Raw genomic sequence first — 13,738 nt, 5'->3', positions numbered from 1 at the left:
GGAGGTAAGCGTGGCCAAGGCAGCACCGGCGGAACAGTTGAAATTGCTCGAACTGCAGGGGTTGGATGCGAAGCTCAAATCCTTGGCGAACCGCCGTCGCACTTTGGAGACCGACCCCCGCATCACCGATCTCCAGGACGCCCTCGGCGTGGCCAACGGTGCGCTCGGAACCGCGAAACTTGCTGTCCACGACGCCGAAACAGAGCTACGCAGGTCAGAGGCAGACGTCGAGCAAGTGGCCAGCCGCATTGAGCGGGACGAAGCCAGGTTGAACAGCGGCACCGGACTTTCCAAGGATCTCGTTGCGCTGCAAAGCGATATCGCCTCGCTTAACAAGCGACGTTCGGACCTTGAGGATGTCGAGCTCGAAATCCTGGAACGCCTGGACGGACTCAGGGAGCGTCAAGCCGCGCAACAGCAGATCGTCGATGACATCCAGGGTTCCTTCTCCGGGATCCGTGCCGAGCTGGACAGCGCGATCGCCGAGATTGTTGCCGAAGAGACGGATGTACGCGCTCAGCGGACCGGCTTCGCCGAAGGGCTCGACGCCGGGATGCTGGCTATCTACGAAAAGACCCTTGCCAAGCGCGGGGTGGGGGCCGCCAGGCTTTTCCATGGGAAGTCCGAAGGCTCGGGAATGACGCTCAGTCCCGGCGACCTTGCCGAGGTCAAAGCCGCGGCCGAAGACGAGATCGTGTTCTGCCCCGATTCCGGCTGCATCCTGGTGCGCTCCGCCGAGTGGAACTAACAGCCTTGTCCCCACCCAACTGACTAGCAGTTAATGTCGTTTTCACGGCTGAAAACGACACCTACTGCGAGTCAGTTGGGGAGGATGATGCTGAGGGTGTGCGGCTTGCGCGCCGTGCCTTCCGTCAACTCCGCAGTCCACAGTTCCGCGGCTGCCTTGAGCAGCTGTTCGGGCGTGCCGGGCGCCTTGCCTCGACGGCTCAGCAAGTGCCGGGCCAGTTCGCCGCGGGTGTGCTTGGCGAAGTGGCTGACGACGGTGCGTTTGCCATTGGACTCGGAAAAGACGTTGACGGCGACAGTCTGCGCCGGGGGCGGTGCCCAAGCCGCGGCGTAGGTGCTGGAGCGGCAGTCCACGAGCAGTTCGCCCTCCACCCGCGCGGCGAGGGCCTGTGTAAGCTGCGGCTTCCAGAACGACGCGAGGCGCCCGACGTCGGGCAGTGCCGTTCCCATGGACAAGCGGTACGCGGGCACTTGGTCGCCGAAGCCGATGGCGCCCCACAGGGCGGACACCACGAGGACCGACTCCACCGCCTTGCGGCGCTGCGCCGGTGTGAGGGTCTTGTAGCCAAGCGCGTCGTAGAGAACACCGGAATACACCTGATGGGCCGGGGCTGCGGGTTCGGCGTGGAGCCGGGTATTGCGTTCGACGTCGTCCTTCAAGGATGCGCCCACCCCCAGGAGTGCGAGGGCGTCCTCGTGCGCGCTGACCAGGCCGAGCGCGTCGAGCACTTTGGCCCGGTAGCTGTTGAGTTCCGGAAAGCTCAGGGACTCCCATTCGACGGCGGAGCCCTTGGCAGCGGGGGTCTTGCCTTCGGAAGGTGGCAGCAGAATCAGCACCAGTCGATATTAGCGGTATTGCTGTCGCTGGTTGTCCAGGCAGAACGGATCGGCAGTGCTGTCTGAAAATGCGGGGGCCCGACGCCGGTAGACTATAGGGCGGATGGGTTGACTAGGCGGCCGCGCGCCACGTGAGTGGCTCGAGGAACGTCCGGGCTCCACAGGGCAGGGTGGTGGGTAACGCCCACTCGGGGTAACCCGCAGGCCAGTGCCACAGAGAACAGACCGCCTGCGTCTGCTTGTGCCAGCACAGGCAGGCAGCGGGTAAGGGTGAAACGGTGGTGTAAGAGACCACCAGCTCCTTGGGTGACCAGGGAGGCTAGGTAAACCCCACCCGGAGCAAGGCCAGACAGGGCACGATCGAGGGCTGCTCGCCCGAGTGTCCGGGTAGGCCGCTGGAGGGCGTCGGCAACGGCGTTCGTAGATGGATGGTCGCCACTCCTTCGCCGGCAACGGCGGGGGAGGACAGAACCCGGCGTATCGGTCAACCCATCCCACAGCCTTGTGTGAGTGATTTCACGCATTCCGGGGGCCAAGGCGCCCCGTGCCAGACCTTAGAATGGACACTGAACGTAGAAGTTCCACCGCCGGTTCTGCGTTCGCAGCCGGCGGTTTTTCTTTGCAACGTTCGAGGTGTCCGGGCAGACCGAAGTCCCGCCGATGCCAGTGCCGCAGGATTACTCCGGGCGGCCACCATCTACGTACGAGGACGTATGTAGCTGACCCTAGGAAGGTAGTTCTGTGAGCCAGTCATCAGATTCTTGTCTTGATACGTGGATGGGCCGCGAAGCGCTGGCCGAGGCCATGATTCCGGTGATCGGCCGGCTGTACCGTGAGAACAACGTGGTGACGAGCATCCACGGGCGCAGCCTCATCAACAAGTCGTCGATGAACATCCTGAAAGCCCACCGGTTTGCGCGCCGGATGAGCAAGGACGAACTCCTGCTCGAAGAAACCGCGCCGCTGCTGAACACACTGGCCGAACTTGATCTCGGGGCCGCTGCGATCGACATCGCCCGCCTGAACGAGAAGTACAAGGCCGAAGCCCCCGGAACGCCCCTGGAAGACTTCCTCCGCGCCGAGCTTGCCGAGGTTGTCGGGCGCCGCGGCGCGGACGACCGGACCAGCACCGACGTCGTGCTCTACGGTTTCGGCCGCATCGGCCGCCTGCTGGCGCGCCTCCTGATCGAAAAGGCCGGCGGCGGGCATGGCCTGCGCCTGCGCGCGATCGTGGTCCGCAAGGGGGCCGAAAACGACCTTGTCAAGCGCGCCAGCCTGCTGCGGCGTGACTCGGTGCATGGGTCCTTTGAAGGCACCATCCGCGTGGACGAGGCCGCCAACACGATCACGGCCAACGGTGTCCAGGTCCAGGTCATCTACTCGGACAACCCCTCCACCGTGGACTACACGGCCTACGGGATCAAGGATGCCCTCGTGGTCGACAACACGGGCCGTTGGCGCGACGCCGAGGGCCTGTCCCAGCACCTGCAGAGCAAGGGTGTCGCGCGGGTGCTGCTCACGGCTCCGGGCAAGGGTGATCTGAAGAACATCGTCCACGGCATCAACCACTCCTCCATCGAGGACACGGACAAGATCGTCACCGCAGCTTCCTGCACCACGAACGCCATCACCCCGGTGCTCAAGGCACTCAACGACAGGTTCGGTGTCATCCACGGCCACGTGGAAACCGTGCACTCGTTCACGAACGACCAGAACCTGATCGACAACTTCCACAAGGGCGACCGCCGCGGCCGCTCGGCTGCCCTGAACATGGTCATCACCGAAACCGGTGCGGCCAAGGCGGTGGCGAAGGCCCTTCCGGAACTGCAAGGCAAGCTGACCGGCAACGCGATCCGCGTTCCCACTCCGGACGTGTCGATGGCCATCCTGAACCTGAACCTTGAAAAGGGAACCACGAAGGAGGAAGTCAACAACTACCTTCGCGAAATGTCCCTGCACTCGGAGCTACGGAAGCAGATCGACTTCATCGACTCACCCGAGGTCGTCTCCACGGACTTCGTCGGCTCCCGCCGTGCTGGCATCGTGGACGGCCTGGCCACCATCGCCACCGACAAGCACCTCGTGGTCTACGTCTGGTACGACAACGAATTCGGTTACTCCTGCCAGGTAGTGCGCGTCATGGAAGAAATGGCCGGCGTGAACCCGCCGTCGTTCCCGGCACGCGGCGTCGCTGTGAACCTTGAACGTAAGGCAACCTTGGAGCCAGCTGGCGTCTAGCCGGCTCCGGCCAACGCGAGGAAAGACACAGGGTATTCCCGGCTGATGCGCTGGTATCAGCCGGGAAACCTGACCAGAATGGACGCATGGAAAGCGAAAAGATTCTGGATCACGAAACAACCCTTGAACACGCACTGGATGTAGCGCGCGCCAACCTCAAGGAGGCCCAGCGGCTGCTCGACGAAGCCAAGGCCGCACACGCGGCGGGGGATATCTCCGAGGACAGGGTCATCCAATTGGGGTCCCTTCTTGAGCTGGCGGCCGAAGACCTGAAACGCGTCACCAAGGAGCAGTAGGCCGCCGCTGCAGCTTGCGCTGTGATTGTTCCGACATTCTGACCTGTCCTCCACACTGTGGATATCAGCGTCGGCGAACAGCGCCTCAACTAGTCTCAAGGGACGTATTCCTGCCCGAAAGGACGCAATCCCTTGAGCACCACCTGGGCCGCCTATCGACGCACCCGCCGCCAGTCGCGACAGGCCTGGGTGCTGCTGATCCTCATCCTCGCCGGTGGACTTACGGGCATCGGGTGGTTCTTCACCAACGGCCAGTTCGCAGTTGGCCAGGACCCGATCAATGGACCAACGGAAGCTCCTGTCTTCGACCCGAACTGGATGAAGCCGGTGGAAGCTGTTCAGCCGGTACCGGCCGGTTCGGCCGCTGATGCCTTGGAGGCGCTTCCTGTGAAGGGGCGCGCAGCCAAGGACAACTACGACCGCAACGAATTCGGCCAGGCCTGGCTCGACCTCGACCGAAACGGATGCGATACCAGGAACGACATCCTGAGGCGGGATCTTACGGCAGCGGAGTTCACGGCAGCCTCCAAATGCAGGGTCGCGTCCGGGAAGCTGCGCGAGCCGTACACCGGCCAGGACATCCATTTCCGCAGGGGCTCCGAAAGCAGCTCGGCCGTACAAATCGATCATGTGGTGGCTCTTGGGGATGCCTGGCAGAAGGGTGCCCAGCAGCTCACTGCCAAACAGCGCCAAAGCCTCGCCAATGACCCGCTCAACCTAATTGCCGTTGACGGTCCGGCCAACCTGAAGAAAGGCGCGGGCGACGCCGCGAGCTGGCTCCCTGCCAACAAGGGTTTTCGCTGCCATTACGTAGCCCGGCAGGTTTCCGTCAAAGCCGCGTACCGGCTCTGGATCACCCAGGCGGAGAAAGACGCCATGAGGCGCGTCCTGGACTCGTGCCCCGGTCAGCGGACCATCAGGGCGATGTAGCCGCCTGAGGGCGCGGGGCGGCCGCGTCAGGCCTGGTTGGCCTGCGCTGGGGGAAGCATCAGGTGGCCGTGTCCGAGTTGCCAGACCCCGCCGTCGTCGATCCTTTCCAGCACCACCCTCTGAAGCGACGTCTCGCGGGGGAGCCGATCAAGGTTTTCCATGCCCCGCTGCCGGAAGGTGAAGTAGACAGCGTCGCTCGGAGCGTCTGAGCAGCGGTCCAGGGTGAATCGGCGGGCAAAAGCGGCGATGTTGCTGTGCGGCAGTTTCCGGGCCAGGTAGGGATCCAGCATCCAGGAGTCGCAGCTCGCCACGGAGACCGCCTTGGCCGGAAAGTATCGGTCGAAGAACTCCCTGGCCTGGCTGAGGCTCGTGTCCACGAGGGCGGGGGAGAGGCCGCCATCCTCGGGGATGTGCACGCCCAGCACCCAGGAGTCGCCAGCGGCGGCGGGGCCTCCCGCGTCACCGTGGACAAGGTGAAATTGCAAGCGGCCGATCCGGAAGATGTTTCCGGCCATGTGGAGGGTCAGCCATGCCCACGTGTCCAGGCCGAAGCGACCGTGGACCCGTCGGTTGATTCGAAGGTTCAGTCCTACATCGGCCAGGATCGCGGCGGAGGATTCCGGCGGGATGCCAAGGGAAAGATGATGGCGGTGGACTACCGGCGCGAAACGCAGGAGCGCCTCGATCCAGTCCGATTCCGTGCAGTCGTCCATGGTGGCAGATTTGCTTGGAAAGACGCCCAGGCGCGCGTCAAGGCTGGCAAGGGCCCGTCGAGTACCGTCTCCAGGAGGTGACTCCAGCAGCGAGGCACACCCAAAAGCGTCCTCGCCCTGGATGTCGAGAAGCTTGAACAATTCGTCCTGCGTTTTGCCGGTCATCGGTCAGTGTCCGAAGGGGTCCGGGTCAACACCCGGCATCCAACTCAGACCGGGAACTCCCCAGCCGTTCTTTTTGGCCTGCTTCATGGCCTTCTTGGCGTAGCGGTCAGCCAGCCGGTCCACATAGAGCTTGCCGTCGAGGTGGTCGAATTCGTGCTGCATGACCCTCGCGAACCAGCCAGTCGCCACGAAATCCACCGGGTTGCCGTAGCCGTCGAATCCCTGGACGCGGGCCCATTCGGCCCTCTGCAGGGGGTAGTGCTCCCCGGGGAATGACAGGCAGCCTTCGACGTCTTCCTCGGGATCGGGAAGGGCGCCGGGGACCTTGGAGAGGGTGAGGACCGGGTTCACCAGGACGCCTTCGTCCGGGGCGTCGTCGTCGTTCGCGTATTTGAAGATGAAGATCCGTTTGCCGACCCCCACCTGGGGTGCGGCCAGCCCGACGCCGTTGGCGGCTTCATTGGTCTCGAACATGTCGGCAATCAAGGTGCGCAGCTCGTCGTCGAACTTTTCCACCTCGCTCGCCCGGCGATGAAGCACGGGCTCGCCCCAGATGGTGACTGGCAGGACGGTCATGTCAGGTGTTCCTCTGGTTCTCGGGCCTGGAATGGCCGAAATCGGCCGGGACAAAGCAAAGGCCGCACTGGATAACCAGTACGGCCTTTGGCTGCGATCGATAAACAACTACCGATCCCGTGAGGGTGAGCGACGGGGGTTGAACCCGCGACCTCCTGGACCACAACCAGGCGCTCTGCCAACTGAGCTACGCCCACCATGCGCCTTTTACGCTTTCGGAATGACCCGTTAGCTGCGAAGGCAACGACAAAAACTATACCCCGTCTTAGGGGGTGGTTTTGCCACTTTTGACCGTTTGGCTGAAAATTCCCGAAAAGGTGCCCCAGATCACGTCCTTGCCGGGGTCTCCCCGTCGGCTGCAATCTGCTTGGAAATCTTCTGGGCCGTTGCTGTATCAGGACCGGGAGCCGGAACGAACACGGCTTCGCGGTAGTAGCGCAGTTCGTCGATGGAGTCCTTGATGTCTCCGAGCGCGCGGTGGCCGCCGTGTTTGGCGGGCGACTGGAAATACGCGCGGGGGAACCATCGGCGCGAGAGCTCCTTGATGGTGCTCACGTCGATGACACGGTAGTGGAGGTGTTCAACGATGTTGGGCATGTCCCGCGCGAGGAACATCCGGTCGGTTCCGACTGAGTTCCCGCCCAGCGGCGCCTTCTTCGGATCGGGTACCCACTTCTCGATGTACTCCAGAACGATCGCTTCGGCTTCGGCCATGGTCTTGCCGTGCGGAAGCTCGTCGAGGAGTTTCGAGCGGGTATGCATGTCGCGGACGAAGTCGTTCATCTGCTCAAGTGCGGCGTCTTCGGGTTTGATGACGACGTCGACCCCGTCACCCAGGATATTCAGCTCCGAATCGGTGACCAGGGCCGCGACCTCGATCAGGGCGTCGTTTACCAGGTCGAGACCGGTCATCTCACAGTCGATCCAGACGATGCGTTCATTAGTAATAGGCACTCGTCCAGCCTACCGTTCAGGCGCGCAGGGAGGGTGGCGGGGCGCTCCATTCCGCGCCTGCGGCGTACTGTGGCTGGTAAACTGGGCCGTTGTCGAGCGGTTGTTGCCTGCATCGATGAGCTGGACCAATGTACGTAGGGACTGGAATATCATGACGGCAGGCGGAATGGGCGTGGGCACCTCAAATAGCCGGGATGAGGCAAAGGAACCCGCGGTGCCGTCGGAGAAGGCCGCCGCGAGTCTCTATTCTCCGAACGCCGCGCATCTCGGCGCCGGCATCCCCGGCCAGACCAAGGCCTACGTGGCAATCTGGCAAGGGTTTTTTGGATCCCTGATGATCTTCGTGGGTTCGATCGGCGCCGGCTGGATCGCGAACGGCTCGCCCATGTTCAGGCACCCACTTGTCATCGCCCTGCGCACGGAGGGCTGGGGCGTGACGACCTCCACCATCCTGCTGACGGCCGGGGCCATGCTTTTGGTCAGGTCATGGTTGAGGCTCGGGCAAAGGCTCAAGGACTGGGGACCCGGCTCGCTCAGATCCGTGGTTGTCGCTGTCGCCGCGTGGGCGGCGCCCCTGATGTTTGCCGTGCCCATCTATTCGCGCGACGTGTACGCCTACACCGGCCAAGGGAGGCTGGTGCTGGAAGGCCAGAACCCTTACACCGCGGGCATTTCCTCGCTCAGCAACTGGTTTTCCCTGGGTGCCGATCCTGCCTGGGCTGAAGCGAAGACGCCGTACGGACCTTACTTCCTGTGGCTCGCCAGGTGGGTGGTGGGCATCACCGACGCCCAACCCGATTTTTCCGTGTTGCTCTTCCGCGTTCTTGCGACCGTGGGAGTACTGCTCTGCGTGGTGTATGTTCCCAGGCTCGCCGAACTGCACGGGATCAATCCCGGCCGCGCGCTGTGGATCGCCGTGGCCAACCCGCTCTTTCTCATCAGCTTCGTCGCCAGCGCCCACAATGACGCCCTCATGGTGGGCCTGGCGGTCGCCGGAATGTATTTTGCGGCCACCGGGCGCCACATCACGGGGCTTCTGCTGGTCACGGCTTCCATCGGCATCAAGCCGATCACAGTACTTCTCTTGCCATTCATAGGCCTCATGTGGGCGGGTCCGGCAGCGAGTTGGGCCCGCAAGTTCCTGTTCTGGGGCGCGACGGCGGGTATCAGCTTTGCTGTCCTGGCGGTGAGCGGAATTCCTTACAACCTTGGCTTTGGATGGGTCTGGGCCATCCTTGATCCGACGCCGGGCTACACCGGATATTCGCCTTCGGGCTTCCTGGGCCAGCAGGTCGAGGTGATCGCCAATCTCCTGGGCCTGCCTGGGTCCACAGTGGCCACGGGGCTCCGGACACTCATGAAGTGGGCCGGAATCGGGCTCGTGGTGGTACTGATGTTCCGCGGCGACTATTCACGGCTGGTGCGACGCGCGGCCCTGGCGTTTGCCGCCGTCGTCATGCTTTCTCCGATTATCCAGCCGTGGTACATCCTGTGGTTCATCCCGCTGCTCGCGGTCACGGGCATCAGGGACGACTGGCAGATCAAGTCCCTCTATGTCGCCGTGACGTTCTTCGTGGCCTTCGGCGCGCAGGACCAGATTTCGGTGTTGTCCTTCGTGGAATTGAACGTCAAAGTGTCCTCTCTGGCCTTCCTGGTGGCCTTGGGATTCACCGTCTACCTGATGGTGTTGGACGTTCACACGCGCAGATTGCTGATCCGCTCCAGCCCTGCGCAAGTGCTCCGCAGGCTTGAGCAGCGGCTCAGGCGCTCCGGATAGCGGTTCTTGCGCCGGACTTGCGGCCCAGTTCCAAGGTCCGCTGCACGGACCACCAGAGCAGGACGACCAGAAGCACGTTCCGCGCGGTGAGTACTGTTGCCATCACTGGGTTGGCATGGATCAGCGGCGTGTAGAACAGCGGGTAGATCACGAAAGTCGTCATTGCGATCCCCATCAGGAGGGCGGCAGGAACCCGCCAACGATTCCAATCGTGGGTCAGCCCGGCGATCACCACCGGGGCAAGCCAAATGATGAACTGCGGCGAACCCACCTTGTTGAACACGATGAACGCGGTGGTCATCATGAGGGCGCCCTCAAGAAACAGCTCTTCCGGTTCGGCACCCCGCCGAAGCGCCCAAAGCAACAGGGCAGAGCCGGCGACGGCGGCAAGCACCAAGAGCGGCTGCATCATGAACGCCGCCACATTGGCACCCGGTCCGTACACCTCGGTGGAATTGATGGCGACGTTGTCGGCGATTTTGGAACCGCCGACGTTGAGCACGCTCAACCAGACCCAAGGGGTTGAGAACGTGGCTTCGAGTTGCATGCCGCGCTCACCCTGGTTTGTCAGGAAGTCGAGGATATGCGGGAGGCCGCCTAAAAGATAGGTGCTCAGTGCGACGGCCGCGGTCACGGCGGCGCCGCATGCGATGATCCGCAGCCTGCGGTGGCTCGCGATGATAATCGGTACCAAAACGGCTGCCGGCCAGACTTTGATCCACGTGGCGATGCTGAGGAGGATGCCCGCGGCCACGGGCCGCGTGGCGGCATACAGCAACGCGACCAACACGATGGGTGCCGTGATGCCTTCCACGCGGGCAAAGCTGAGGTAGCCCATGAAAGCGGTGAAAAACAGCCACCACCAGGCAGGGGCAATTCCGGTTGTCCTGCGCGGACCGCGGGTCAAGATGAACAAGCCGGCGGCATTGAGCGCAGTGATGATCAACGTCCACACCAGCAGGTAAGGACCCGGACCCGCGATGTTGGCCAGGAAGATCGGAATCTGGGCGAGCACCGGGTAGACCCAGGGGCTGATCGCTCCGTGGAGATCGGCAGGGTTGTAGCCGGCCGTCGCCCACTGGCGGTACTGCTCAGTGTCGCTGAATGTGTTTCCGGACAGGAAGAAGCTTGCCATCCAGCCGAGGAAATACACATGGATGGCGGCGAAACCCCACCAAACGCTGGACGGACGGCCGAACCATGCGACGGCGGCAGGCGGCAGGGCGGCGTCGCGCACGCGGGCGAGCCCGTCAAAGAATCGAACGGAAATCTCAGGACTCCTTGGCAGCGGCGGCCGGTTCGTCGGCCGGGATCTTCTTGCCCAAAAGGTACAGGCGGCGCACGGACCAGCAGAACAGGACCACGAGAAGGACATTGCGCACCGTCAACACGAGCGCCATGAAGGGGTTGTTGTGGCTGAGTGCGTCATAGAAGAGGGGGTAGATGAAGTACGTCGCCACCCCGATCGCGATAAGCATCGCCGCGGGAACCCGCCATTCCCTCCAGCTGTGGGCAAGCCCGACGGCGACAGCGGGCGCGAGCCACACCATGAACTGGGGGGACCCGACCTTGTTGAACACGACGAAGGCCGTGGCCATGGTCAGGGAGCCGGCCAACAACAGTTCGGTGCGGTCCGCGCCGCCGGTTCGCTTGCCGTTGTGGAGCGCCCAGAAAGTCAGGGCAGCCACCAGGATCGCGGCCAGGACAAGAAGCGGCTGCATGAGGAACGACATGAAGGCCGTGCCGGGGCCATCCACCTGCATCGAGTTGATGTCAGTGTTCATGTACATTCTCGAGTCACCAACATGGAGGACCGAGAGCCACAACCAAGGAGTGGTGAAGGTGGCTTCCAACTGCATGCCGCGATCGCCTTGCTGGGTCAGGAAGTTGAGTAGTTTCGGCAGTTGGCCTACAGCCGCCGTGAGTGCGATGACCAGAACGCTGGTCAGAATTCCGGCAGCCACCACTTTGGTTCTCTGCTTGACCACAGTGAACAACGACAACATGACGGCGGCCGGCCAGACCTTCATCCAGGTGGCAACGCTCAGGAGGGTCGAGGCAATGAAAGGGTGCGACACCCCGTACGCCAAGGCGATCAACACGATGGGGGCAGTCAACCCGTCCACCCGGGCGAATCCCAGCCAACCCATGATGAAGACGAAGACCAGCCACCACCATCCCGCCGGGATGGCCTCGCGACGGCGGCCCCGTCCCGTGAGCTTGGCGAGAGCGACGCCGTTGAGCACGGTGATCATGAGTACCCAGAGAAAAAAGAACGGACCGGGTCCGGCCAAGCCCGCGATGGCCATTGGGACCAAGGCGAGAACTGGGTAGACCCAAGGGCTTGGGCCGCTGCTGAGGTTCTCATCCCGGAATCCTGCCGAGGTCCAGTCCCGGTAGATGAAAGTGTCGCTGAAGGCCTCGCCGCGCAGGGAAAGGATCAGCGCGAACACGAGGAAGACCAAGTGCACGACGCAGAAGCCTACGAGCAGGCCCTTAGGAGAATTGAGCCTCGCCTCCACCGAAGAGGGAAGAACACGATGGCGGAACCGTGTGAGCGCGCTGAAGAATGAGTCCGTGGAAATGGGAGGATCCTTGTCAGGTAGTTATCGTCACAGGGTGCCGTAAGCGGCAGCGGCCGGAGCCGCTCCAGACAACATCGATTCCATTGAATTTCATGCGGAACCAGCGTGGCTGTGGGTCTTCGGCATCAAACCAGACCCCCATCCATCCTATCTCAGGCCACTTTCACGGGCAGACCCACGGTCTGCTTGGCCCCGGGAAGCCAAGGGTGGCGATGCTACAGTTGCAATAATCCATGGCAGCCGGCAGTGCCACTTTGGCCCGGATGCGGCAGGGAACCGGACAGGATTTTGTTTGATGGTGACATCGAAGTTTCGTGAGCGTGAGGTGGGGAGTTCGTTGGCTCATCCAGAGGCGCTTGGCGATTCCAACGCCCCGGTACACGGCACTGTGATAGCCAAAGCGGCACGGACCGCGATCCTTCAAGGTTTCGTCGGGTCGTTGCTCATGGTCGCGGGCTCGATCGGTGTCGGCTGGATGGCGACAACCAGCGGCTCCCTTATCCGTACGCCCCTCTTCATCATGGCCAGGACATCTCCGGTCGGCGTGATCGTCTGCACCGTGATGCTCTGCCTCGGCGCACTCCTGCTCCTGCGCTCTTGGCTGCGCATTGCCCAGCGGATCGGCGGATGGAACCCGTCCTCGCGTCCTGTGCTCCGGCGCGCATTGTGGATGTGGGCTCTCCCGATGATGTTCAGTTTGCCGCTGTTCAGCAGGGACGCATATGCCTACATCGGCCAGGGCCGGCTCATGGAGCAGGGCCTGAACCCATATACCAACGGCATCTCGGCCCTGAGCAACTACTTTTCGCTCGGACCAGACAAATTGTGGACGGAAGCACCTACGCCTTACGGTCCGCTATGGCTCTGGATCGAACAGGGTGCCGTGTGGGTGAGCGCCGGCGTCCCGGAGCTTGCGCTGATTCCCTTCCGCCTGGCTGCCCTCGCCGGGGTGGTCCTGCTCGCTGTCTACGTTCCCCGTTTGGCTGCGCTCCACGGCGTGAACCCGGACCGGGCGCTCTGGCTTGGGGTCCTCAACCCGGTTCTCCTGATCAACTTCATCGCCAGCGCGCACAACGACTCCTTGATGTTGGGTCTGGTCGTTGCCGGACTGTACTTCGCCTCGGTCAAAAGACCCGTGCTTGGAATCGTGCTGATCACGGCGTCGATCGCCATCAAGCCGATTACTTTGATTGCCTTGCCTTTTGCCGGGCTGCTGTGGGCGGGTGCCCGTGCCGGCTGGGGCCGCAGAATGCTCTGCTGGACGGCAACGTTGGGCTTGTCCTTAGGCCTGCTGGGCGCCGCAGGCCTCGTGAACGGCCTGGGATTTGGCTGGCTTGGCGCCCTCCAGACTCCCGGCGCCGTCTGGATCTGGTACGCGCCAGTGGGGTTGCTGGCACATACGGCGGGATTCGTCGTCGGACTTTTCGGGGGTCCCGGCGTTCCCGTGACGGATGTTATCCAGACCGCCGGAACGGCGGTCTCGGCGCTTGCTATCGTCTGGCTCGCCGTACGCACGCCCGGCCGCGGAATCGGTATGCCTGCGCCGCTCGACGACGAACCCGAGTTCAACAAGGCCGTGCTTCGCCGGATGGCCTGGGCTTTCGCCGCCGTCGTCGTCTTGGCGCCCGTGATCCAGCCTTGGTACATGGTGTGGCTGCTCGTGTTCTTCACCGTGACAGGCATCGCGGACGGCGCCCAGCTTCGGACGGTCTTCTATTTGACGGCGTTCTTCACCCTCATCGCGCTAACGGACCAATTGAGTGTCTTCCAATGGATCCCCATCGAGGTGGTGCGTGGAGTGGCCATCGCCATCGCGGTCTCCTTCATCGCCTATCTGGTGTTCTTCGACAAGAAGACCCACGTGCTGTTCCGCCCGCGCCGCGGGATTTTGAAGCTCAAGCTCAAGCCGAAGTCCTGAAC

The 13,738-nt window shown here is 63.0% G+C and carries 12 protein-coding genes, 1 tRNA gene and 1 other RNA gene; 7 read left to right on the top strand and 7 right to left on the bottom strand.

Translation table 11 applies throughout. The features are described from left to right. Nucleotides 1-10: 10 nt before the first annotated feature. Complete coding sequence (locus AC4CS3_RS15250; protein ID WP_490784166.1) at nucleotides 11-748, top strand: zinc ribbon domain-containing protein; 738 nt, start codon at nucleotides 11-13, stop codon at nucleotides 746-748. 71 nt (nucleotides 749-819) lie between these two features. Here AC4CS3_RS15250 and AC4CS3_RS15245 read toward each other — a convergent pair whose 3' ends face one another. Next, nucleotides 820-1,584, bottom strand: coding sequence for a YaaA family protein (locus AC4CS3_RS15245; RefSeq protein ID WP_490784165.1), 765 nt, complete (start codon nucleotides 1,582-1,584; stop codon nucleotides 820-822). Nucleotides 1,585-1,688: 104 nt separating this feature from the next. On the opposite strand from AC4CS3_RS15245, the gene rnpB reads away from it, so the two are divergent. The 4 genes from rnpB to AC4CS3_RS15225 all read left to right on the top strand — a co-directional run bounded on the left by rnpB (nucleotide 1,689) and on the right by AC4CS3_RS15225 (nucleotide 5,048). Next, nucleotides 1,689-2,080, top strand: an RNA gene (rnpB, locus tag AC4CS3_RS15240) — RNase P RNA component class A. Between the two features lie 245 nt (nucleotides 2,081-2,325). Continuing rightward, on the top strand, nucleotides 2,326-3,822 hold the full coding sequence (locus AC4CS3_RS15235) for a glyceraldehyde-3-phosphate dehydrogenase (RefSeq protein WP_490784164.1): 1,497 nt from the start codon (nucleotides 2,326-2,328) through the stop codon (nucleotides 3,820-3,822). An 86-nt stretch (nucleotides 3,823-3,908) separates the two neighbouring features. Further along, nucleotides 3,909-4,118 carry a hypothetical protein gene (locus AC4CS3_RS15230; protein WP_236811458.1) on the top strand — a complete coding sequence of 70 codons (210 nt, stop codon included), beginning with the start codon at nucleotides 3,909-3,911 and terminating at the stop codon, nucleotides 4,116-4,118. Nucleotides 4,119-4,250: 132 nt separating this feature from the next. After that, nucleotides 4,251-5,048, top strand: a complete 798-nt coding sequence (locus tag AC4CS3_RS15225; RefSeq protein ID WP_490784163.1) for an HNH endonuclease family protein — start codon at nucleotides 4,251-4,253, stop codon at nucleotides 5,046-5,048. A 26-nt stretch (nucleotides 5,049-5,074) separates the two neighbouring features. Here AC4CS3_RS15225 and AC4CS3_RS15220 read toward each other — a convergent pair whose 3' ends face one another. From AC4CS3_RS15220 to orn, 4 genes are all read right to left on the bottom strand, one after another. Continuing rightward, entirely contained in the window at nucleotides 5,075-5,926 is an 852-nt protein-coding gene (locus AC4CS3_RS15220; RefSeq protein WP_490784162.1) for an acyltransferase domain-containing protein, read from the bottom strand. 3 nt (nucleotides 5,927-5,929) lie between these two features. Then, nucleotides 5,930-6,502, bottom strand: a complete 573-nt coding sequence (gene def / locus AC4CS3_RS15215) for a peptide deformylase (protein ID WP_490784161.1) — start codon at nucleotides 6,500-6,502, stop codon at nucleotides 5,930-5,932. A gap of 124 nt (nucleotides 6,503-6,626) precedes the next feature. Beyond that, nucleotides 6,627-6,699: transfer RNA gene (locus tag AC4CS3_RS15210), tRNA-His, on the bottom strand. A gap of 130 nt (nucleotides 6,700-6,829) precedes the next feature. Then, complete coding sequence (gene orn, locus AC4CS3_RS15205) at nucleotides 6,830-7,456, bottom strand: oligoribonuclease (protein WP_490784160.1); 627 nt, start codon at nucleotides 7,454-7,456, stop codon at nucleotides 6,830-6,832. Between the two features lie 151 nt (nucleotides 7,457-7,607). Between orn and mptB (AC4CS3_RS15200) the strand changes: the two genes are divergently transcribed. Continuing rightward, complete coding sequence (gene mptB, locus AC4CS3_RS15200; RefSeq protein WP_490784193.1) at nucleotides 7,608-9,233, top strand: polyprenol phosphomannose-dependent alpha 1,6 mannosyltransferase MptB; 1,626 nt, start codon at nucleotides 7,608-7,610, stop codon at nucleotides 9,231-9,233. Here the strand turns inward: mptB (AC4CS3_RS15200) and AC4CS3_RS15195 are convergent. Together AC4CS3_RS15195 and AC4CS3_RS15190 are read right to left on the bottom strand one after the other, a co-directional pair. Beyond that, nucleotides 9,217-10,470 carry a glycosyltransferase 87 family protein gene (locus tag AC4CS3_RS15195; RefSeq protein WP_490784159.1) on the bottom strand — a complete coding sequence of 418 codons (1,254 nt, stop codon included), beginning with the start codon at nucleotides 10,468-10,470 and terminating at the stop codon, nucleotides 9,217-9,219. The genes mptB (AC4CS3_RS15200) and AC4CS3_RS15195 overlap by 17 nt on opposite strands. Before the next feature lie 34 nt (nucleotides 10,471-10,504). Further along, nucleotides 10,505-11,818, bottom strand: coding sequence for a glycosyltransferase 87 family protein (locus AC4CS3_RS15190; RefSeq protein WP_490784192.1), 1,314 nt, complete (start codon nucleotides 11,816-11,818; stop codon nucleotides 10,505-10,507). A gap of 295 nt (nucleotides 11,819-12,113) precedes the next feature. On the opposite strand from AC4CS3_RS15190, the gene mptB (AC4CS3_RS15185) reads away from it, so the two are divergent. Beyond that, nucleotides 12,114-13,736, top strand: a complete 1,623-nt coding sequence (gene mptB / locus AC4CS3_RS15185; RefSeq protein WP_490784158.1) for a polyprenol phosphomannose-dependent alpha 1,6 mannosyltransferase MptB — start codon at nucleotides 12,114-12,116, stop codon at nucleotides 13,734-13,736. Nucleotides 13,737-13,738: the final 2 nt, after the last annotated feature.

The sequence above is a fragment of the Arthrobacter sp. SE2 genome (genome assembly GCF_058244265.1).
This window is presented reverse-complemented; position numbering and strand designations above follow the sequence as displayed.